Below are 18756 nucleotides of genomic sequence, written 5' to 3'. Positions count from 1 at the left end.
CTCGACAAGCCTCCCGCCTTGCGATACTGTATGGGCATACAGTATTTTCTCTCATCATGACCTCCGCTGCACTCCGGCGGCCAGAACCTTCCGCGCCGGCGGAGGTTCCGCCGTTGCCCTTTTCATCTTCTGCGTTGTTGGCGCCGCCGGTGTCCTCGGCGCGGCCGGGTGCCGCCGCTTGCGGGCCATCCGTGTCGGTCGGCGTCGGGTCGGCCGCGGCCGCTTCGTGCGCCGGCGTGGCCCCGACGGCCGTGCTGCCGTCCGGCCACGCCGCGCTGGACCGGCAGTTGCCGGGCGGCGGCTGGCCCTGCGGCGCCGTGACGGAACTGCTGCAACCGCAAGCCGGCGTGTTCGAGTGGCGCCTGCTGGCGCCGCTATTGCGCTTGGTCACCGCGCAAGGCGACGAAGTGGTGCTGATCGGTGCCCCGTGGCGCGCCACGCCCCGGCGGGCCCGGCTGCCCGGGATCGACCCAGCCCGCCTCGAGTGGATCGACAGCGAAACGGCCGCCGAACGCTTGTGGGCCGTCGAACAGGTGCTGAGCGGCGCGACTCGCGGTGCCGTGCTGGCGTGGCTGCCGCAGCTGTCACCGCTGCATCTGCGGCGCCTGCAGGCCCGGGCGCGGTGGTGTGACGGGCCGGTCTTTCTGATGCGGCCGTCGAGCGCGGCGGCTGAGCGCACATCGGCGCGGCTGCGCCTCCTGGTCACGTTGGACGCCGGCCGCGGCTTGCAACTGCGCGTCATCGAGCGCCGTGAACCCACGGCCGCCGTCTGGGCACCGCAGATCGGCCCACTACCGGGCAGTGCCAGCGGGATCACCGCCCCCGCACCGCGCTGCGGCACACCGGCCCTCCGTGTCGGAAACCCGGACGGCGCCGGCAGCACGGCGCAACGCTAGCGAAACGACAGCGCGTATCGCAGCTGAACGAAGTCTTCGCCCGGGTTGGGGTGGCGGATGCCGGCATTCGAAAAATGCTGCACACGCAGAGACAGCTCGTGCCGGCCTTGCTGACCGAGATTGCGGCCGATGGCGAGGTGATCGCCGAAATTGAAGGCGGTGCTGAAGCGCTTGTTGCCGTTGCGGTAGATCGGCGTCATCAACGTCAGGCCGATGCCACCTTCGACAAACCAGGCGCCGTCCTGGCCGCCCGGGCGCCACCGAAACACCGGCGTCACGCCCACTTGCGTGATCCACGATCGGTCGCGCCCCTGGTCGCCACCGTCGGCTGACCAACGGCTCAACGCGGCCTCCCAGTAGCCCGACAGATGTCCGCCGCCCCAGGCCCAGTGACGTGACCAGGGCCAGATGACACCGGCGGTGGTGGCGCGCACGCCATCCGCCCACCCCTGCTGCAAGAAGCCGATCTCCGGCTCCCAACCCGCCGCGCGACTTTCGGCGCTGGCAAAACCCAAGCTGACCAGCATCAGCGCGGATGCGGCCAACGGACGTGCGAGGCGCGCACGAATGCGCCGTCGACCTGTCGTGAAAGAGGCGTACATGAATGTCCTGTGCGTAGACGACCGCATCGCCAACCAGCTTGGGCGATCGGTTGCTGCCGTGGTTGGGCAACAAGCGTGCCGAGGGAGGGCACGCGCAGACCCGCTGAAGAGGGCACCTGCAGGAGGGAGGCGGTACGGCAAGCGGTCGCCGAAGCTTGCAGCCACAGCGGCCCACACGCCGCCCCGGTTCGTCCTGCGCGTCGTGTCCCCACGAGCCACCGCCCGAGCCTCGCCGGGCCGCGCTGCGCCCACCCGGCGCAGCGCAGCCGCCGGCGTCGCGTCGCAAGAGGGACGCCGTCTCGCAAGCCATGCCCTGTGCCTGGCTTGCGATGTCATTCCACTGTTCCCACGAGGAGACATCCATGGCCATCATCAACGGCAGTGCCGCCAGCGAAGCGCTGGTGGACAACAGCGTCGACCTGAACTCGACGCTCAATGCCAACTGGTCGGCAGGCGACGACGCGATGTTCGGCGGCGTCAACAACGACGTCTACAACGTCAACTCAGCCGGCGATCAGGTGTTCGAGAACGCCAACCAGGGCACCGACACCGTGCTCTCGCGCGTCAACAGCTACACGCTGGGCAACAACGTCGAGCACCTGACGCTCGACAACACGCCGACGCTGCTGGTGCTGCAACCCGGCGGCAACTTCGCGTTGGTGCCGGCGGCAGTCAACGGCACCGGCAACGCCCTGAACAACGTGCTGCAAGGTAACGACCGGAACAACACGCTGTCGGGCCTCGACGGCAACGACACGATCAACGGCGGCAACGGCAACGACACGCTGAATGGTGGCAACGGCAACGATTCCCTCAACGGCGGCGCCGGGACCGACACGCTCAACGGCGGCGCGGGCAACGACACGCTGAACGGCGCAGCGGGCGCCGACAGCCTGAACGGCGGCAGCGGCAACGACGTCTATCACATCGACACCGCGGGCGACACCGTGGCCGAAGCGGCGCTGGGCGGCACCGACACGGTGCTGGCCTCGATCAGCGACACACTCGATGCCAACGTCGAGAACTTGACGCTGCTCGCCTCGGCCGGCGTAGCCACCGGGCAGGGGAATGCGCTCGCGAATGTGCTGAACGGCAACGGCTCGAACAACACGCTATGGGGGTTCGACGGCAACGACACGCTGAACGGCGGTGGCGGCAATGACAGCCTGCAGGGTGGCGCCGGCAACGACAGCCTGAACGGCAGCAGCGGCAACGACACGCTCAACGGCAGCACGGGTAACGACGCGCTCAACGGCGGCTCGGGTGACGACACGCTCAGCGGCAGCAGCGGCAACGACACGCTGGCCGGCAGCACCGGGCTGGACTTCCTCACCGGCGGCGCCAACAACGATCGTTTCGTGTTCAGCCACCGGGGCGCCGGCAATGCCGACAGCATCACCGACTTCAGCCACCTCGACGACACCATCGTGCTCGCCAACGCGCTCGACATCGGACTGGGCGGCGCCTTGAGCCCGGGCATCGTCGGGCTCGGCTTCGTCGGCGGCAACCTGGCGGGCAACCCGCTGGCGGCCGGCAGCTTCTTCAAGGGCCTGGGCGAAACCGGCAATACAGCCGGCGACGCGACCGGCATCTACCTCAACACCGTCGACGGGCAGATCTGGTACAACGCCACCGCCGCGGCGGGCGGCGATGCGCACCTGATCGGCCGGGTGGCGTTTGCGGTGGCGCCGGGGGTGGATGCGACCGACTTCGTCTACGGCACCTGAGCCGGACCGCGACGGCGGCCAGCCGACCGCCGTCACCGGGTGGCGTTGCAGCCGCCACCCGGGCGGCACTCTATTTCGCGCGGCGCTTCACTGCGTAGCCATAGGGCTGGGGCCAGTTCGGCTCCTGGCCCAGCGCCTGCTGGGCCTTCAGCGCCCAGTAGGGCTCGCGCAGCATCTCACGCGCCAGCAACACCAGGTCCGCATCACCGCCGGTGACGATCTCGTCCGCCTGGTGAGGCTCGGTGATCAAGCCGACCGCCGCGGTGGGAATGTCGGCCTCGTCGTGGATGCGGCGCGCGAACGGCACCTGGAAGTTGGGCGCCACGGGAATGCGCGCCGACGGCACGGCGCCGCCCGACGAGACGTCGATCAAATCGACGCCGACCGACTTCAGCTGCCGCGCCAGCACCACCGACTGCTCCACGTCCCAGCCGCCCTCGACCCAGTCGGTGGCCGACAGTCGCACGAACAGCGGCAGTTCATCGGGCATCAACCCGCGCAGCTCGCGGGCGATGCGCAGCACCAGCCGCATGCGGTTGTCGAGGCTGCCGCCGTACTCGTCCTGCCGCTGGTTGCTCAACGGCGACAAGAACTCGTGCAGCAGATAGCCGTGGGCCGCATGGATCTCGATCACCTTGAAGCCGGCGCGCAAGGCGCGCGCCGCGGCGCTCTTGAAGGCCTCGACCACACGCTCGATGCCCGCCGCGTCGAGTGCCGCCGGCGGCGGATCGGAGGCGGCGAACGGCACGGCACTCGGCGCCACCACCGGCCACCCACCTTGCTCGGGCTGCGTGATCAAACCACCGCCTTGCCATGGCACCTTGCTGCTGCCCTTGCGACCCGCATGCGCGAGCTGGATGCCAGGCACCGCACCCTGCCCTTCGACGAAACGCGCGATGCGCGCCAACGGCTCGAGATGCTCGTCACGCCACAAACCGAGGTCACCCGGTGAGATGCGGCCTTCGGGGGCCACCGCGGTGGCCTCCACGATGATCAGCGCGGCCCCCCCCGCCGCGCGGCTGCCGAGATGCACCAGATGCCAATCGTTGGCATAGCCGTCGGTGGCCGAGTACTGGCACATCGGCGCGACGCCGATGCGGTTGCGCAAGGTGATGCCGCGCAGGCGCAGCGGGCTCAGCAGGTCGACCTCCGGCACCTCCCGGTCGTGGTCGGTGCCGGCAGGGCCGCCGTGGGGGGCGGACAGGGGAACAGCGGTGGACACGGCGGCACTCCTTCGGAAAGTGGAAACTGCCCTTATAGCAACCACTTCGCGGCCGACGGGCAGCAGGGTCGCGAACGCCGGCGCTCGGTCATGGGAATACCTCCGTGCTGCGCACTGCGTGCGAGCCCCTTCGAGCGGCCGCGCACGGCTCATGCCTTACGGCCGCGTCGACGAAACGTGATCACCCGGTACGCGTAACCGAGCAGCGCGACGACGACGATGCCGGTCGACAACGGGTCGAGCCAGCGGCCGACCTGCTCGTAGTTGTCTTCGAGCCAATACCCCACGCCGGTCAGCGCGCCCGTCCACACCGCCGTGCCGAGCACCGACCAGAACAAGAAGCGGTTGAAGCTCATGCCGGAGATGCCGGCCGGCGCCGAAATCACGCTGCGCACGGCGGGCACCAGACGGCCCGTCGCGACCGACCAGTGGCCGTGACGGTCAAACCAGCGGTCCGCGCGCTCGATGTCGTCCGCCGACACGGTCAACCAGCGGCCGTGTCGGTCGGCCCATTGCTTCAGACGTTCACTACCGATACGACGGCCCGCCCAGTACCAGGCCAAGGTGCCCAGCACCGACCCCGCGATGCCGGCCAGCACCACCCCCAGCGGCGTCAGTTCGCCACGCGCCGCGGTGTAGCCTGCGAACGGCATGATGAGTTCGGACGGTATCGGCGGAAACACGTTCTCGGCCACCATCAACAAGGCGACGCCGAGATAGCCATGAGATTCGATGAACTGGACGATCCAATCGGCCATGCAGACTCCCGGGTTCAAGACGATGTGCACAAGGCGTGTGCGCTGAACGCGCAGCGACGACGACGCCCTTCCCAACACAAGCAAGCCTCGCGCCTCCGGTCGGATGGCGCAGCAGCATCCCTGTCGAGCCCGGCCCCGCGCAGCAACGACAAACCCCCCGGGCGCCCTTGCAGGCACGTCGGGGGGCTGGAAAGCGCACCGGGTGGTGCGCCTCAGATCGGCGGGACGCTTAGTTAGAACGTCACGGCGTTGGCGATCTCGAAGAACACCGGCTGGTTGAGCAGGAAGCGCGTGGCGCCGGAGACCGACAGGCGTTGGCCGTCCGTGGTGCGCGCCGCCACCGGCGTGAAGGGCAGCGTGATGTTCACCGCTTCACGCGCCGGCCACAGAGCCCAGCCGCGACCTTGCAAACGCAGCACGCAGTGGGTCGCTTCGCACCAGCTGTCCTGCACCGTGGCGCCCGCCAGCCAGGCGGCGACGCTCTGGTAGGCCTTGCCACCGGCGGTCAGCGTGCTCCAGTCGGCACTCGACAACAGCGCGCGGTCGGGGCTGCGGCCCTCGAGCGTGTAGTAGTTGTAGTTACCAACACCCGACGCGGCCATCGTCAGCACGGCACCGGCGCTCAGTTGCGCCTGCTCCTGCATCAGGTCGACCCCGGCACACAACGGCGTCACCTCGGTGCAGGTGGCATCCCCTTCGGTGTTCCAGATGGGCAGATGCGACAGCCCGTGGCGAGCGGCCAGTTCGCGCATGTTGTAGTGGAACACTGCGTTCGCCACCGGGCCGTTCTCGGTGTAGTGGTGATACGAGAGCACATCGACATGGTCGCGGGCACCGGCATCGAGATAGTCCTCGAGGAAGTGCTGACCGTTCCAGATCACGTTGGCGGCGACGATCTTGTTCTCGGGGTCGATGGCCTTCAGCTCTTCAGCCGCGACGCGGGTCAGTTCGGCCAGGTGCACCGGGCCGCCGGTCCAGAACAAGGAGTAGTTCGACTCGTTCCACATTTCCCAGTAGCGGATGTGGCCCTTGTAGCGCGTGCCGATCTGGCGCACGAAACGGCGGAAGCTCTCGAGGTCGGCCACGCCGGTGGTGCGGTAGTCGGTGCGCGTGGGGTCGAGCGCGGCCCACTTCGGCACGTTGGTGAAGGTGTACATCAACGCGACGTCGGGACGACGGTAGCTGAAGACGTAGTAGTCGAGCCGGCGCGCCGCGGCATTGGTCGAGAAGTCCACCGGGGCGTCGGTGGGTTGCATCGCACCCCAGGTGGTGCCGGTGTCGTGCAGGCGCATCATCTTCACGCCCAGCGCAGGCCAGGCGTTGTGAGTGCCCAAGCGGTTGACGTGGATGCCGGTGAACAGCGGCGAGACCGGCTGGCCATGGCTGAACGTCATCAGGTTCGGCTTGGACTCCACCATCTGGAAGTCGTCGATCAGGATGGGCGTGTCGAGGTGCTTGTGGGCGACTCGGAAGCTGCCCAGCGCGTCTGCATGGGGAAACGCGGCCTTCAGCGTCAGCTGTTGCCACTGTCCATTGCCCTGCACGGTCTGCTGGGCAATCGAGTTCCACGGCTGCGCGTCGTGGCGCAACATCATCACGGCCGACTTGCCCACCGGCAGCTTGTACTTGACGCTCACTTGATAGACGTAGCCCTGCTTCATCGGGAAGCCACGCAGCAGATTCGAGTCGCCGGTGCCCTTGCTGATCAGCGTGAACGACTGCGAGCCGGTGCCGGTCGCGGCGTCGTTGCTCTTGCCCAGCCGGGATATCGCGCCGCCGTACTCGTTGACGTTCCAGCCCGGGGCCTTGTAGCTGAACGCTTCCTCGAAGCTGGAGCGGGCCACTTCGAGCGGCGCCAGCGTGGCGGGGGCGGTTGAGGCCACCATCACTTCGGGATTGCCTTCTTGCGCGACAAGGCGGGACGGCACCACTGCAGTGGTGGTGGTCGTCGTGGTGGTCGTTGTTGTTGTTGTTGTCGTCATCGTGCCGGCGGTGACCGACGACGCGGCGACGGAACGGGTTTCGGGGGCGGACACGGGGGTCGAGCTCTGCGTGCCGGCGTCAGCAGCGGCAGGATCGGATGATCCGCCGCCACCACCACCACCACACGCACTGAGGATCAGCGCCTGCGACAGGGCGAGCGCGATGGGGAGGACAACATGCTGCTTCACGGGGGGCTCTCAAATGATGTAAGCGGATGTCTCGTATATCGACGGCCGCAGCGCCGGCTTGCGGCCCCCCGGCTCACGATTTCGCCTCCCTCGTGCAGCAGTGCCTCACCGGTTTTCGGGGGTGTTTTCGAATAAGGGAAAAGCTGCTTCCGGCGTGCGAATCCGGCCTGCGGTGGTGGCGGGGCGTGGGTTGAAAATGGATGTAGGCTCACCGGTTTTTCGTCTCGAAGAACCGGGGCGGCGGGGGCGAGGCTTGCTCTTGCTCGGCTTGGGGAGGGGGTGTCGCCCCGTTGGGGCGATCGCCCTGCGGGCGAGTGCCGGGATGTGCGCCCGGCGGCGCAGTACCTTTTCTTTGCTTGCCCAAAGAAAAGGCACCAAAAGAAAGGGCACCCTAATCCTCGCCCCCGGCTGCGCCGGGGGTGCCTTGCGCTGCTCGGGGCGGGCGGGAAGGGCCTCAAACTCGCCCTGCGGGCTCAGACAATCGGCCCTTCTTTTTCCGCCCACCCCTGCGCTGCTCAGCTCGTCATAAGGGGACCCGCTGCCAGCCAAACAACCCACTCCCCCACCCTCTCCCCGTGGGAGAGGGGGTCAACCAGGGATGTTTCGGCGTTGGCCTGGGTATCGGAGCGCGGCGCACTTCGCTGTGCTCGTGCTCGTGCTCCGTCTCGGTCTCGAATGGGTGGTTTGCGACACGGGTGTCGGCTCAATCCGTTGTGAACCGGGGACGCGTAGACGTTAGAGCGCGCGCACGCGCACTAGGCGAACCTCTTCCGCAGGAAGAGGCAGCCATTCGAGGCGAGGCGCAGCGAGCCGTGGCTCTCCCCCTCCCGTGTGCGGCGTCGAGGAGCGCAGCGACGAGAAGGTTGCCCCGCGCGCAGCGCGGGGTCGGCGAGGACTGTCTGAGCTCCGTTTGAAGAGCGCGCAGGCGCTCTTCAAAAAGGGCGAGTTCCGCAGCCGCCTTCCCGGCGCGAGCACCGCAGTGTCGTGGTCCAATCTTGATGGACACCTTGATAGGGGATTCACCCCGAAGAGGACCAAACAGAGATGAGCAAGACGACCCGGCGAACCTTCGACGCGGCATTCAAGCTGCAAGTCGTGAAGATGATTCGAGAACAAGGGCTCAGCGTCGGGCAGGTGTGCCGCGACATGAACCTGGTGGACAGCGCCGTGCGGCGTTGGGTGGCGCAGTATGACGAGGAACAGGCAGGAGGCAGCGGCATCGGCCGGCCACTGACGCCGGAGCAACAGCGCATACGGCAGTTGGAGGCTGAGCTGCGGCAGGCGAAGTCGGACAACGAACTGCTAAAAAAAGTCTCGGCCTTCTTCGCCCGCGAACTGAAGTGATTCATCAGATCGTGCAGCAGGAGGGGAAGGCCTGCATCAGCCAGCTGTGCCGGCTGCTGGGAATCAGCCGCTCGGGCTTCTACGCGGCGCGCTGCCGGGCAGCCCAAGACGCCGCAGTGTGCCCGGTGGGCGTGTGCGCCAAGGCCGCATTTGAGGCTAGCGGACGCAGCTACGGCAGCCGCCGGCTGAGCGCCGCGCTGAAGGCTCAGGGGTGGGCCGTGGGGCGCCAGCGCGCCCGCACGCTAATGCGGCACCACCGACTGCGCCCCCGCTGGCGGCGCAAGTTCGTCCACACCACCGACAGCCGGCACGAGCTGCCGGTTGCAGCCAATGTGCTTGCCCGGCGGTTCAGGCCTGAGGCGCCGGACCGGGCTTGGGCGGGCGACATTACCTACATTCGAACGCGCAGCGGCTGGCTGTATTTAGCCGCGGTGATGGACCTGTTCTCCCGCAAGATCGTGGGCTGGGCGATGGCCGCGGACATGTCTGCCCAGCTGGTCTGTGCGGCCCTGCGTATGGCCATTACCAGCCGCAAGCCTGTGCCAGGCTTGGTCGTGCACACCGACAGAGGCAGCCAATACGCCAGCCAGACCCATACAGAGTTGCTGGCCCGCCACGGGCTGCTGTGCAGCATGAGCCGCAAAGGCAACTGTTGGGACAACGCCGTCATCGAGCGCTTCTTCCTCAACCTGAAGATGGAGCGCGTCTGGCTACGCGACTACGCGAACCACGCCGAGGCAATGGCTGACATCGCCGACTACATCGTCGGCTTTTACAACTGCGTGCGCTTGCACTCCACGCTCGGCTACCGCTCCCCGGTCGTTCACGAGCAATTGATGGCGGCCACCCTATAAACCACGTTTTTACCTATCGGCGTGTCCGAAAAAACTGGACCACGACACAGAGCACCCCTTCGCGCAGCGAAGGGGCGCCGCACTCGGGTCGCCTTCTTTGGCCTACCTTTCTTGGCGAGACAAGAAAGGTAGGTGCGCTGCCGGGCGCACATCCCGGCACTCGCCCGCAGGGGCGACTACACCAGCACCCAAATCAACCCCCCGTCCGAAGGCCGATACCCACCTCCACCCCACCCACACCCATCCCCTTGATGTCGCCGGCTGCCCAGAAACGAGGCAGTTTGATGACAAGCCACGCCCCACCACGCCCTCCGTGCAGGACTGACAGCTTTTCCACAAGCCCATCCACAAGAGCTGTGGATTGCCCCCGGGGCGAACCAAGGTGCGAGGACCCACTTCACCCAGCGACGCACCTCGCCCTCAAGCAAAACCCCCTCGAGCCCCCGCCGGCCGCCGACTTGCAGGTCCACGCGGACTTCACCGCGAAGGCACCGCCCACCACACACTCGCCCCTACCGAGAACTTCCGCACAAGGCCCGCGCCGCGTTCGCGGTAAGCTCGTCGCCCATCCCGCCATCCGACCATTTGTTGCAGTAGCTCTCGTGGGCCAACCCCCTTCGATCCCGCGCCATCCGACCGCGCCCCCCATCGCGCCGGCCGAGCCCATCGGCAACGACATCGACGTGGGCCCCTACCGCCTGACCGACCCGGTGCAGATCGGCGTCGCGCTGCAAGCGCTGGCGACGGCCGCCGAGGCGGTCACGGCCTACCCGCCCGACATCGCCGCCTCGGTGCTGGGGCGCGTCACGTCGGTCGACATGGCGGCACGCCGCTGGACATTTGAAACGCTGGTCGAGACGCCGGTGCCCGACGGCGCGGCCTTGTTCGTCGCCATCTCGCATGGCATCAAGCTGCAGTTCGGGCTCGACGTCGTGCAATGGCAGCTCGTCCCGGGGCAGCCCACGCGCGCGACCTGCCCGTTTCCGGCTGAGCTCATCAAGCTGCAACGGCGCGAGTTCCATCGCCTCGACGCGCCGCTCGGCCGTCCCTATGTGGCCGAGTTCACGCTGCACGGGCAGCACTACGCGCTCAACGTCTACGACCTGTCGCTCGGCGGAGTCGGCCTGCGCGCAGCGCCGCACGAAGCCGTCGGCCTCAGCGTCGGGCGCCGGCTCTCGAAAGTGCGCCTGGAACTGGGGCACGGTGAACTGCTGGTGGTCGACCTCGACATCCGGCTGCGGCGAGCCTTCCGGTCCTACCTGCTGGGCGAGCAGTTCCACATCGGCTGTCGCTTCGTCGACCTGGCGACGACGACGCAGGCCGACCTGAAGCGCATCACCGGCCAACTGGAGACCGAGCGCCAGGCGTTGAACAGCGCGAAGACGGCCGCGTCCCCGACCCCTCCACCACCGCCGGCAGGCCCCCGCCCGCGTCGAAGCTGAGCGTCCCTCATCGGAAGCGGCGCGCCTGAAAGATCCAGCAGGCGTACCAAGTGGACGCAGGGGGCCCGGCATGGCAAAGTCGCGACCGTCTGCAGGGGTGGGTGCTCCCACCGCAGGCCAGATGGGCCGCGCGACCGAAGCGGCACCAGCGGCGGTACACCCGCTCCGTCACCGTCAGCACGCCTCGGTCAGGGGGCGCGGAGGTCTTCGAGATGATGAGCCATTCGTCTTCCCTACTCGACACGCTGCTGGCCCGGGTGCAAGCGCTGGCCCCGCTCGTCGACGCGCACAGCGTGCAGGCCGAGCAGGAACGCCGCATCGCGGCGCCGGTGCAGCACGCACTGGCCGAAGCCGGTCTGTTCAACCTGTGGGGACCGCGTTCGCTGGGGGGCCTCGAAGCCGACCCCCTCACCGGGTTGACCGTGCTGGAGGCGCTGGCCCGGCTGGACAGTTCGGTGGCATGGAATGTCGCCGCCTCGGCCTCCAGCGTGCCGTTCTTCTCGTGGCTGCCCGAGGCGGGTGTGCAGGAGCTGTTCGCACCACCACACGACGTCGTCTTCAGCGGCACCTTGTTCCCGCCGGGCCGCGCGGTGCCGGTCGAAGGGGGCTACCGGGTGTCGGGCCGCTGGCCCTTCGGCAGCGGCTGCCATGGCAGCCGCTGGTCGGTCGGGTCGGCCTTGATCCTGGACGACGAGACACCGCGCCGCGTCGAGCCCGACGGCGACCCGCTGCGGCTGCTGGTCGTCTACCGCACCGACGACGCGACCCTGCTCGACACCTGGGACACACTGGGCCTGCGAGCCACCGGCAGCGACGACATCGTGCTCGACGATGTGTTCATCCCCGAACAGCGCACGGCTTTGTTGCTGCCGCCCACCGAACTCGGCGCCGCCTTCCAGGGGCCGCTGTACCGCATCGGCATCTGGCTCTCCGTGGTGGCGCTGGCACCGACTGCGCTGGGCAGCGCGCGGGCCGCCATCGATGCGCTGATCGAACTGGCGCAGCACAAGACGCCGCAATACACGCTGTCGCCGCTGCGAGAGCGGCCGGGCGTGCAGGCGCAGGCGGCGCGGGCCGAAGCCCTGCTGGGCGCCGGCCGCGCCTATCTGCACAGCGCCGTCGGCGACGCCTGGCAGACCGCGCTCGACGGGGGCCGGCCAACGCTGCAGCAGAAGATGCAGCTACAACTGGCCACCACCTTCGCGATCCGCGCCGCGGCGGACGCGGTCGACCTGGTGCACGAAGTCGCCGGCACCTCGGCGATCCGCGAGACGCAACGGTTCCAACGGTATTTCCGTGACGTCCACAGCGTGACGCAGCACGCCTTCGGGTCGACGGCTCGTTATGAATCGGTCGGCCGCTTGCTGTTCGGCCTGCCGCCCGACTGGACGTTCTTCGCGTTCTAAGCCGAAGTGCGCACCGTCAGGCGGTGGGCAGCTGAGCGAAGGCGCGCGAAATGGCCTGCACGTCGCTTGGCCTCACCACCCGCGCCAGCTCTTGGCCGCGATGCATGAACACGAGTGTCGGCCACAGCTTGACGCCGAACGAGCGCCCGAGCGGGCGGCCCCGGCCGTCCTCGACCTTGAGGTGCCGCACCCCCGGGTGATCCTGGAAGGCCGCCTCGATCAGCGGCTGCGCGGCGCGGCAAAAGCCGCACCAGGGTGTGCCGAATTCGATGACGATCGGCTCCGGCAGGGCGTCGATGTCGGCGCGGGCCGGCTCGACCGCTGCATATTCAGTGCTCATGCCCATGGGGCCCCCTACTCCACTGTCCCACTGTCGCGACGATGCGGCCACCCGGCGGGCACCGAGCGGCCGCGGCCTCCGGGCGAGTGTAGGACGCGACGCGGCCGCCGGCAGGCCTTGCGCGCAAGGCCAGGCAGCCGGTGCGGGCACGCCCGGGTCGCGGGGCCGCCTGTCACGCCTGCCGTTCGAAGGGCGCCGCGTCCGGTGCGAACCGGTGACGCCCCGACAGCCCTGCTCGACAATGACCACGCGTTCCCACCGGAGTCCCCCATGATCGCCCGCATCGACATCGAAGGCCGCCGCCCCGGCTTGTTTGAATACAGCGTGAGCTACGAAGCCGAAGAACTTTACGCCGACGCCGGCCTGGGCTCGGTCGTCGAGTGTCTCGTCGCCGCCATCGAAGGCATGCCGCCCGAGGTGGCCGCGGCTCAGATCTGGTATCGCGGCATCGTCTCGGGCACCTATCCGCTGGAGGTGGTGGGACTGAATGTGGAGCAGGTGGCACAGCATGCCGTGAACACCACGGCCGCGATTGACGAGGTGCTGGGCGAGGACAGGGCCGAGTAGGGGCGCCACGTGAGGCCGGCGGCCCCCGGCGCGGCGTCCGACCTACCCGCCCGCCCGCTTCACCGTCCAGCCTTCGCGCCGCAGCTGCTCGATGACCCGGTCGGCGTGGTCGCCCTGGACCTCGATCACACCCTCTTTGACGGTGCCGCCCGACCCGCACCCGGCCTTCAGCCGTTTCCCCAGCTCGCTCAAGGCCGCTGCTGGCAGCGCCACACCGCGCACCACCGTGACCGCCTTGCCGCCGCGGCCCTTGGTCTCGCGCGACACCCGCACCACCCCGTCGCCCGCCGGCACCGCCTGCTGCTTGGCGGCCGCACAGACACAAGCGGTGCGGGGCTTGCCGCAGTCCGGACAGATGCGCCCGCCGTCGGTGGAATAGACAAGCCGGCTGGCGGCGCGGTCGGGTGGGTTCATGCTCGATGGAGGAGACAAGCGGGGCCGCCGGATGGGCCTGGCGGAACGGGCGTGGTCGAAAGGTTACCGCAGCGCCCGGCTGGGTGATCCCGTCCGGGCTCGCAGGCGCGCAAGACTTCACGTCCGGCGCGACCGCTTCAGTTATTTTCGCCCGCGCCCTCAAGCGCCGCCGCACCCAGGCCGATATGTCGAGCATGAGCCGCCTTCCGATCTTCAGCTGCGGCCGGCTTTTGCTGCACTGCGCAGTCGCCGGCTTGCTGTGGCTCTTTTGCGCGACGCTGGCCATGGCGGCACCGACGCCGGTGCCCTTGTCGGCCTCGGCTCGCGTGCCCCTGTCGGGCCATGCCCAACTGCTGGAAGACGCCAGCCGTGCGATGACGCTCGCGCAGGTGCGCCAGCGCGACACGGGCTGGCAGCAAGGCCCGTCGGATGCGCTCAACGTCGGGTTTTCCCGGTCGGTGTGGTGGGTCCGCGTGGCGGTCCGCAACAGCACCGGCCAACCGCTGCCGGTCGTGTTCGATCTCGGCTCACCGCTGCAAGACGAGGTCGAGTGGTTTTTGGTGCGCCGCTCGGGTGAGTTGATGGCGACCAACCGCAGCGGCGACCGCCAGCCCTTCCATGCACGTGGCATCGACCACCGCACACCCACGCTGCCCGCCCTGCTGCCGGTCGGCGAGCCGCTCGAGCTGTACCTGAGGCTGGACAGTCACGATGGTCTGCACGAGATGCTGCCGCTGTCGGTGTCGGGCGAGGCCCGCTTCTACGCCCAGGCGAACCTCGAAACCCTGCTGCTGGGCCTGTACCACGGCGCGCTGTTGGCGCTGACCCTGTACAACCTGTTCCTCTACGTCTCCACGCGCGAGCGCGCCTTCGCCCCCTATGTGGCCTACCTGGGCGCGTTCCTGCTCTGGAGCTTCACCTTCAGCGGGCTGGGGTTCCAGTACTTCTGGCCGGGCTCGCCGAACTTCAACAACGCCATCCTGGCGATCGCCGTCGGGGCGAGCATCTCGATCTTCGGCTTCTTCGCGCAGGCCTACATCCGGGCCCCGGAGATCCAGCCGCCCTGGTGCACCCGGCTGATGCGCGTCTTGAGCTACATCAATCTGCTGGCCGTGCTGCCGGCGCTGTTCGACCATTACACGCTCGCCTTTGCGCTCAGCATCCCGGCCAGCTTGCTGCTGCTGGTGGTGTGTTCGTCGAGTGCCGTCTGGGCCATGGTACGCGGCTCGCGCGAGGCCCTGGTGCTGTGCATCGCCTTCGCCGTGCTCGGCATCTCCTGCGCCATCTACTATCTGAAGCTGCTGCACGTGCTGCCGTCCAACGGCTTCAGCACCTGGGCGCTGCAGATCGGCTCCTGCCTCGAAGTGTTGCTGCTGGCCTTCGGCCTGGCCGATTCGATGAACACGCTGAAAGCCCAGAAGCTGGAAGCCGAACGTGCCGCGCGCGAGGCGCAGGCCGCATTGACGACACGGCTCGACCAGCAGGTGCGCGAACGCACCGACGAGTTGGAGCAAGTCAACCGGCGGCTGGGTGAACTGGCGATCACCGACGAGCTGACCGGCGCGTACAACCGGCGCCACTTCAACGACATCTTCCGCGACGCGGTCCATGGCGTCGCGCGCAGCGACCCGTGGGTGCTGTGCATGTTCGACATCGACCATTTCAAGGCCTACAACGACCATTACGGCCACCAGGCCGGCGACGAGGCGCTGCGTACCATCGTCCATGCCGTGCAGCAGCAGTTGAAGCGATCAGGCGACCGGCTGTTCCGGCTCGGCGGCGAAGAATTCGGTGTGCTGTACACCGCGGCCTCGCCCGAGGCAGCGCGCCAGTTCGCCGCGCAGCTGCGCGAGGCGGTCGTGCACAGCACGCTGCCGCACCCGACCAGCCCGCTGGGTCGGGTGACGGCGAGTTTCGGCGCCATCTGGTGGAGCGGCCACGGGGCCGCGATGCCGCGGGTCGACGATTTGTATGCAGCGGCCGACCGGGCCCTCTACGAAGCCAAGCAGGCCGGTCGCGACCGCGTCATCCTGCGTGCGTTCGAGGCGGCCGCAGAGCCCGACACGTCCGGCGACTGCTGTGGCGCCTCACGCTACGACAAACTGCGCGCGAACCCGGCCTGACGCCCGCCAAGACCTGTTGTTCACAGCACGGACGGCTGACTGTGCGTTGCGGCCCGCAAGCGCCTTCAATGCCGACACGTGGAGTCCTCCACGTCGTAGCCCAAACCCAGGTAGGTGTGCCCCACGGTGCGGCCGCGCCGCCTGTCCTTGGCCACCACGTGCACGCCCTCGGCACTGGTGCAGCGCGTGACGATGTAGCTGGCCCGCCCGCTCTTGACCAGCAGGCGACCGCCGCGCTGGTCGGCCGCCTTCAGGCCGGCCCCGATGACGGCGGCGCCGATGAAAGCCTGCGCCGGGCGCTGCGAGGCGGGCAGCTCAACGCTGTAGACCTGCACTGGTCGTCCGCCCAGCTCGTCGCTGGCGACGGATTCCTCCTCGACGGGCTGCAAGCTGTGCGCCGGCAAGCGTTTGCAGCAACGAACGGCACTGTTCGCGGCGCTGCCCGACGGATACTGGAACAGCACACTCTCGCCCGGCGCGACGGCGTGCGAGGTGTAAAGCCGCAAGCGGCCGTCCGCGTCGATGCGCACGGCACCACTGCCCGGCCCCGCCGCGGCGGCCGTCGCCGCCAGCAGCAGGCCGACGGCCCACAGCGCACGTTCAATGCCCATCGTCCGACCAATGCGGCGGATCGCTCAGCAGCTTGATGACACCGTAGCTTGCGCCCACTCGGTGCAGCACGCGCAGGCTGGCCACACGCACCGCCGAGCCGTCGCCGGTCTCGACGGTCTTGCCGATGGCATGGTCGATCGTCATGTCGATGGCCCGCCCTTCGGTGTGGCGCGAGCGCAGCGCCGGCGCGTAGACGATGCCGTAGGCCCGCACCATCGCGGCCGCCGCTTGCCGTGACGCCGCTTCGGTGGCGTGCACCCATTCGATCGGCACGCCGGCCATCGGCGGCACCTCGGCCGCGCGCAATCGGCCATCGGCCAGCTTCTTCGCATAGTGCATCAGGTAAGCCCGCTCGGGAGGACGGTAGGTGGCCGAGATTCTGACCGAGGCGCCTGCGGCCTGCAGCGCCGCGATGAAGCGGCCCACGTTGGTGCGGAACGGCTCGATCAAATCCTCCAGCCGCTGGCTGGTCGGAAACCGGGCCACCCAGTGCGGGCCGCTCAACTCGCTGGCCGCCGCCTCGGCGGGCGGCGAAGGCGGAGCGTCGGAGTGGTCGGAGAAGAGGCTGCGCGACATCATCATCATGTTCAGTCCAGGCTGTGTCACCCGTGGCAAGGCCGCGTCCCGATGCGGGACGCGCGGCCGCCGTCGCCTGTCGTCACCGGCCAGCGGCAAGACAGACGGCGAGCGCCCGGGTAGCGACTCGGAGGTCGTCCTGCGCGGGCGTTGGAGGGTCACCGGCGGGACGGTCGTAGGACAGGCTGCGCCAGGCGCCGCAGGGCGTGGCACGGGGCGCCGGGCGGCGTCTTGTTGTCCTTGCAGCCCGATGATGCGCCGGCTGCCGTGCGGCATGTCCCCTGCCGTATCTGTTGTGACGAGGCGAAGGGCTGCAGCCGAGCGGTGCCCGCAGGGCGAGGCCGGCACGGCGCCCCGCACCGGCGTGCCTGCCGGCGCGGGGCGTTCGAGCGCCGGCCGTCACCGCTGGCGATCCTCTTTACCGATGCAGCTTCAGGTTGACGCCATGCCTTCGGGCGCCCGCGCCGGGATGCCGGCGCGCCGGTTCATCGGCCGCGCACCGGCGGCTGCTGCGCCCGATAGGCCTGCGCCTGGCGTCCGACGATGTCGACCAGGTTGCCCAGGGCCAGGTTCACGTCGACCAGGTGCAGGCCCCAGTCCTTGAGCAGCTTCCCGCCGACGACAAAGTCGAGCGGTAGATCGCGCGGCCGTCCTGCCGCAGGCTCGGTGCGCACCGCCAAATACGAGGCCTCGGGGGTGTCCACACAACGTGCGGACAACAGGCCCGGCACGGCCAGAAAGGGCGTCCCGGCCTGCTGCGCCGCGGCGGCCCACTCTCCCTGCGGCGCGGGCTGGCCCGGCAGCCCGGGGCGCGCCGGCAAATGAGCGTCGAGGCCGCCGCGCCCGCCGCCCAACCCGGCCGGGTTGGTGCACGCCACCTGGCGGCCCGGCGCCGAGGGACGACCGAAGCGGCTGTCCGGCGGCGGCGGTGCGTCTTCGCGGAAAGAGACGTAGGCGATCACGCAGCCGGTCTGTCGCGCCGAGCGGCACAACGGCAAGGTGCGGAAGGTGCCCCCCGTGTCGCTGCCGCGCGCCACTTCGAGATTGCTGCCGATCAGCAAGGCCGACACCAGGCGCGCTTGCACCGGTCGCCCCTCGATCTCGCGCTGGATCAGCTCGGCCAGCAGACGCGCGCCTTGCGAATGGCCGATCAGCACCACGCCGCGGCCGCCGTTGTCGTGCTCCAGGTAGTGCCGCCAGGCGCCGGCCACATCCTGATAGGCCCGTTGCGGGTCGGCACCCACATCGCGCCCGGCGACACGCGCCGCCAGCGCTGCCAGCGTGACCTGGCGGTAGACGGGCGCGAACAAGCGGCATTGCGAGCCGAAACGCGCGAACTGCTGCTGCACCACACGAACTTCCTCCGGCCCGGGCGTCATGTCGCTGTTGGGCGTGGTGTCGGACGAGATGGTCGGGTAGATGAAAAAGCAGTCGATCGGCGGCAGGGTCGCCGGCCGCCAGGCGTCGCGGCGCTGCGTGCCGCCGGGCAGCAGGGTGGTGCTGTCGAGCAAGCCGCTGCAGGCGTCCTGACGGCCAGGCCGGCACAACCAGCTCTCGGACCGGCTGTAGACCGAGGTCGAGGGGGCCTGCGCGTCGTCGGACGCGCCGCCCCGCGGCGGCGACACACCGCAGGCGGCCAAAGTCAGGACCGCAAGCGCGGCGGCAAGGGCGGGTTTCAGCATCGTCATCTTCGTTCTCCTGA

The 18756-nt window shown here is 68.9% G+C and carries 16 protein-coding genes; 7 read left to right on the top strand and 9 right to left on the bottom strand.

Annotated elements, in window-relative coordinates:
* The first annotated feature begins 236 nt into the window (after nucleotides 1-236).
* The gene (gene imuA / locus AAW51_RS03820; RefSeq protein WP_169787981.1) at nucleotides 237-896 is read left to right on the top strand and encodes a translesion DNA synthesis-associated protein ImuA; all 660 of its coding nucleotides are present in this window, start codon (nucleotides 237-239) and stop codon (nucleotides 894-896) included.
* Here imuA and AAW51_RS03815 read toward each other — a convergent pair.
* Nucleotides 893-1498: an acyloxyacyl hydrolase gene (locus tag AAW51_RS03815; RefSeq protein WP_047193549.1), complete on the bottom strand. Its 606-nt coding sequence runs from the start codon at nucleotides 1496-1498 to the stop codon at nucleotides 893-895. The genes imuA and AAW51_RS03815 overlap by 4 nt on opposite strands.
* A 362-nt stretch (nucleotides 1499-1860) precedes the next feature.
* Between AAW51_RS03815 and AAW51_RS27815 the strand changes: the two genes are divergently transcribed.
* Nucleotides 1861-3225, top strand: a complete 1365-nt coding sequence (locus tag AAW51_RS27815; protein ID WP_053013309.1) for a calcium-binding protein — start codon at nucleotides 1861-1863, stop codon at nucleotides 3223-3225.
* Between the two features lie 70 nt (nucleotides 3226-3295).
* Here AAW51_RS27815 and AAW51_RS03805 read toward each other — a convergent pair whose 3' ends face one another.
* The 3 genes from AAW51_RS03805 to AAW51_RS03795 all read right to left on the bottom strand — a co-directional run bounded on the left by AAW51_RS03805 (nucleotide 3296) and on the right by AAW51_RS03795 (nucleotide 7376).
* Nucleotides 3296-4447 carry an NADH:flavin oxidoreductase/NADH oxidase gene (locus AAW51_RS03805; protein WP_335337659.1) on the bottom strand — a complete coding sequence of 384 codons (1152 nt, stop codon included), beginning with the start codon at nucleotides 4445-4447 and terminating at the stop codon, nucleotides 3296-3298.
* Between the two features lie 149 nt (nucleotides 4448-4596).
* Entirely contained in the window at nucleotides 4597-5205 is a 609-nt protein-coding gene (locus AAW51_RS03800) for a DedA family protein (protein WP_047193548.1), read from the bottom strand.
* A 233-nt stretch (nucleotides 5206-5438) separates the two neighbouring features.
* Nucleotides 5439-7376, bottom strand: a complete 1938-nt coding sequence (locus tag AAW51_RS03795) for a glycoside hydrolase family protein (protein ID WP_157359602.1) — start codon at nucleotides 7374-7376, stop codon at nucleotides 5439-5441.
* 1044 nt (nucleotides 7377-8420) lie between these two features.
* Here AAW51_RS03795 and AAW51_RS03785 point away from each other — a divergent pair.
* From AAW51_RS03785 to AAW51_RS03775, 3 genes are all read left to right on the top strand, one after another.
* Nucleotides 8421-9574, top strand: a protein-coding gene (locus tag AAW51_RS03785) for an IS3 family transposase (protein WP_157359601.1) whose coding sequence is annotated in 2 segments (ribosomal slippage) — nucleotides 8421-8679 and nucleotides 8679-9574 — 1155 coding nt in all. Because the reading frame shifts where the segments join, the coding sequence is not laid out codon by codon here.
* 602 nt (nucleotides 9575-10176) lie between these two features.
* On the top strand, nucleotides 10177-11016 hold the full coding sequence (locus tag AAW51_RS03780) for a flagellar brake protein (protein ID WP_053013308.1): 840 nt from the start codon (nucleotides 10177-10179) through the stop codon (nucleotides 11014-11016).
* A 212-nt stretch (nucleotides 11017-11228) separates the two neighbouring features.
* Nucleotides 11229-12422 carry an acyl-CoA dehydrogenase family protein gene (locus tag AAW51_RS03775; protein WP_047193544.1) on the top strand — a complete coding sequence of 398 codons (1194 nt, stop codon included), beginning with the start codon at nucleotides 11229-11231 and terminating at the stop codon, nucleotides 12420-12422.
* A gap of 16 nt (nucleotides 12423-12438) precedes the next feature.
* Here AAW51_RS03775 and AAW51_RS03770 read toward each other — a convergent pair whose 3' ends face one another.
* The gene (locus tag AAW51_RS03770) at nucleotides 12439-12768 is read right to left on the bottom strand and encodes a thioredoxin family protein (protein ID WP_047193543.1); all 330 of its coding nucleotides are present in this window, start codon (nucleotides 12766-12768) and stop codon (nucleotides 12439-12441) included.
* Between the two features lie 264 nt (nucleotides 12769-13032).
* Between AAW51_RS03770 and AAW51_RS03765 the strand changes: the two genes are divergently transcribed.
* Nucleotides 13033-13329 carry a hypothetical protein gene (locus AAW51_RS03765; RefSeq protein ID WP_047193542.1) on the top strand — a complete coding sequence of 99 codons (297 nt, stop codon included), beginning with the start codon at nucleotides 13033-13035 and terminating at the stop codon, nucleotides 13327-13329.
* A 42-nt stretch (nucleotides 13330-13371) separates the two neighbouring features.
* Here the strand turns inward: AAW51_RS03765 and AAW51_RS03760 are convergent, their stop codons facing one another.
* Nucleotides 13372-13743, bottom strand: a complete 372-nt coding sequence (locus tag AAW51_RS03760) for a translation initiation factor Sui1 (protein ID WP_047193541.1) — start codon at nucleotides 13741-13743, stop codon at nucleotides 13372-13374.
* A 194-nt stretch (nucleotides 13744-13937) separates the two neighbouring features.
* On the opposite strand from AAW51_RS03760, the gene AAW51_RS03755 reads away from it, so the two are divergent.
* On the top strand, nucleotides 13938-15866 hold the full coding sequence (locus AAW51_RS03755) for a sensor domain-containing diguanylate cyclase (protein WP_169787980.1): 1929 nt from the start codon (nucleotides 13938-13940) through the stop codon (nucleotides 15864-15866).
* Between the two features lie 65 nt (nucleotides 15867-15931).
* On the opposite strand, the gene AAW51_RS03750 is transcribed toward AAW51_RS03755, so the two are convergent.
* The 3 genes from AAW51_RS03750 to AAW51_RS03740 all read right to left on the bottom strand — a co-directional run bounded on the left by AAW51_RS03750 (nucleotide 15932) and on the right by AAW51_RS03740 (nucleotide 18742).
* Nucleotides 15932-16477 carry a hypothetical protein gene (locus AAW51_RS03750; RefSeq protein ID WP_047193539.1) on the bottom strand — a complete coding sequence of 182 codons (546 nt, stop codon included), beginning with the start codon at nucleotides 16475-16477 and terminating at the stop codon, nucleotides 15932-15934.
* On the bottom strand, nucleotides 16467-17063 hold the full coding sequence (locus AAW51_RS03745) for a hypothetical protein (RefSeq protein WP_238947753.1): 597 nt from the start codon (nucleotides 17061-17063) through the stop codon (nucleotides 16467-16469). Before AAW51_RS03745 ends, AAW51_RS03750 begins: the two co-directional genes overlap by 11 nt.
* Nucleotides 17064-17539: 476 nt before the next feature.
* Nucleotides 17540-18742: a DUF3089 domain-containing protein gene (locus tag AAW51_RS03740; RefSeq protein WP_053013307.1), complete on the bottom strand. Its 1203-nt coding sequence runs from the start codon at nucleotides 18740-18742 to the stop codon at nucleotides 17540-17542.
* Between the last annotated feature and the right edge of the window lie 14 nt (nucleotides 18743-18756).

It is taken from the genome of Caldimonas brevitalea (assembly GCF_001017435.1).
Classification (GTDB): domain Bacteria; phylum Pseudomonadota; class Gammaproteobacteria; order Burkholderiales; family Burkholderiaceae_C; genus Caldimonas; species Caldimonas brevitalea.
Note: the sequence above shows the minus strand (reverse complement) of the source record. Positions and strands in the feature narration are given on the sequence as shown.

Coding starts and splice junctions, on each gene's coding strand:
- AAW51_RS03815 (WP_047193549.1), bottom strand. CDS start 1,498: ATGTACGCCTCTTTCACGACAGGTCGACGGCGCATTCGTGCGCGCCTC.
- AAW51_RS27815 (WP_053013309.1), top strand. CDS start 1,861: ATGGCCATCATCAACGGCAGTGCCGCCAGCGAAGCGCTGGTGGACAAC.
- AAW51_RS03800 (WP_047193548.1), bottom strand. CDS start 5,205: ATGGCCGATTGGATCGTCCAGTTCATCGAATCTCATGGCTATCTCGGC.
- AAW51_RS03775 (WP_047193544.1), top strand. CDS start 11,229: ATGATGAGCCATTCGTCTTCCCTACTCGACACGCTGCTGGCCCGGGTG.
- AAW51_RS03770 (WP_047193543.1), bottom strand. CDS start 12,768: ATGGGCATGAGCACTGAATATGCAGCGGTCGAGCCGGCCCGCGCCGAC.
- AAW51_RS03765 (WP_047193542.1), top strand. CDS start 13,033: ATGATCGCCCGCATCGACATCGAAGGCCGCCGCCCCGGCTTGTTTGAA.
- AAW51_RS03760 (WP_047193541.1), bottom strand. CDS start 13,743: ATGAACCCACCCGACCGCGCCGCCAGCCGGCTTGTCTATTCCACCGAC.
- AAW51_RS03755 (WP_169787980.1), top strand. CDS start 13,938: ATGAGCCGCCTTCCGATCTTCAGCTGCGGCCGGCTTTTGCTGCACTGC.
- AAW51_RS03750 (WP_047193539.1), bottom strand. CDS start 16,477: ATGGGCATTGAACGTGCGCTGTGGGCCGTCGGCCTGCTGCTGGCGGCG.
- AAW51_RS03745 (WP_238947753.1), bottom strand. CDS start 17,063: ATGATGATGATGTCGCGCAGCCTCTTCTCCGACCACTCCGACGCTCCG.
- AAW51_RS03740 (WP_053013307.1), bottom strand. CDS start 18,742: ATGACGATGCTGAAACCCGCCCTTGCCGCCGCGCTTGCGGTCCTGACT.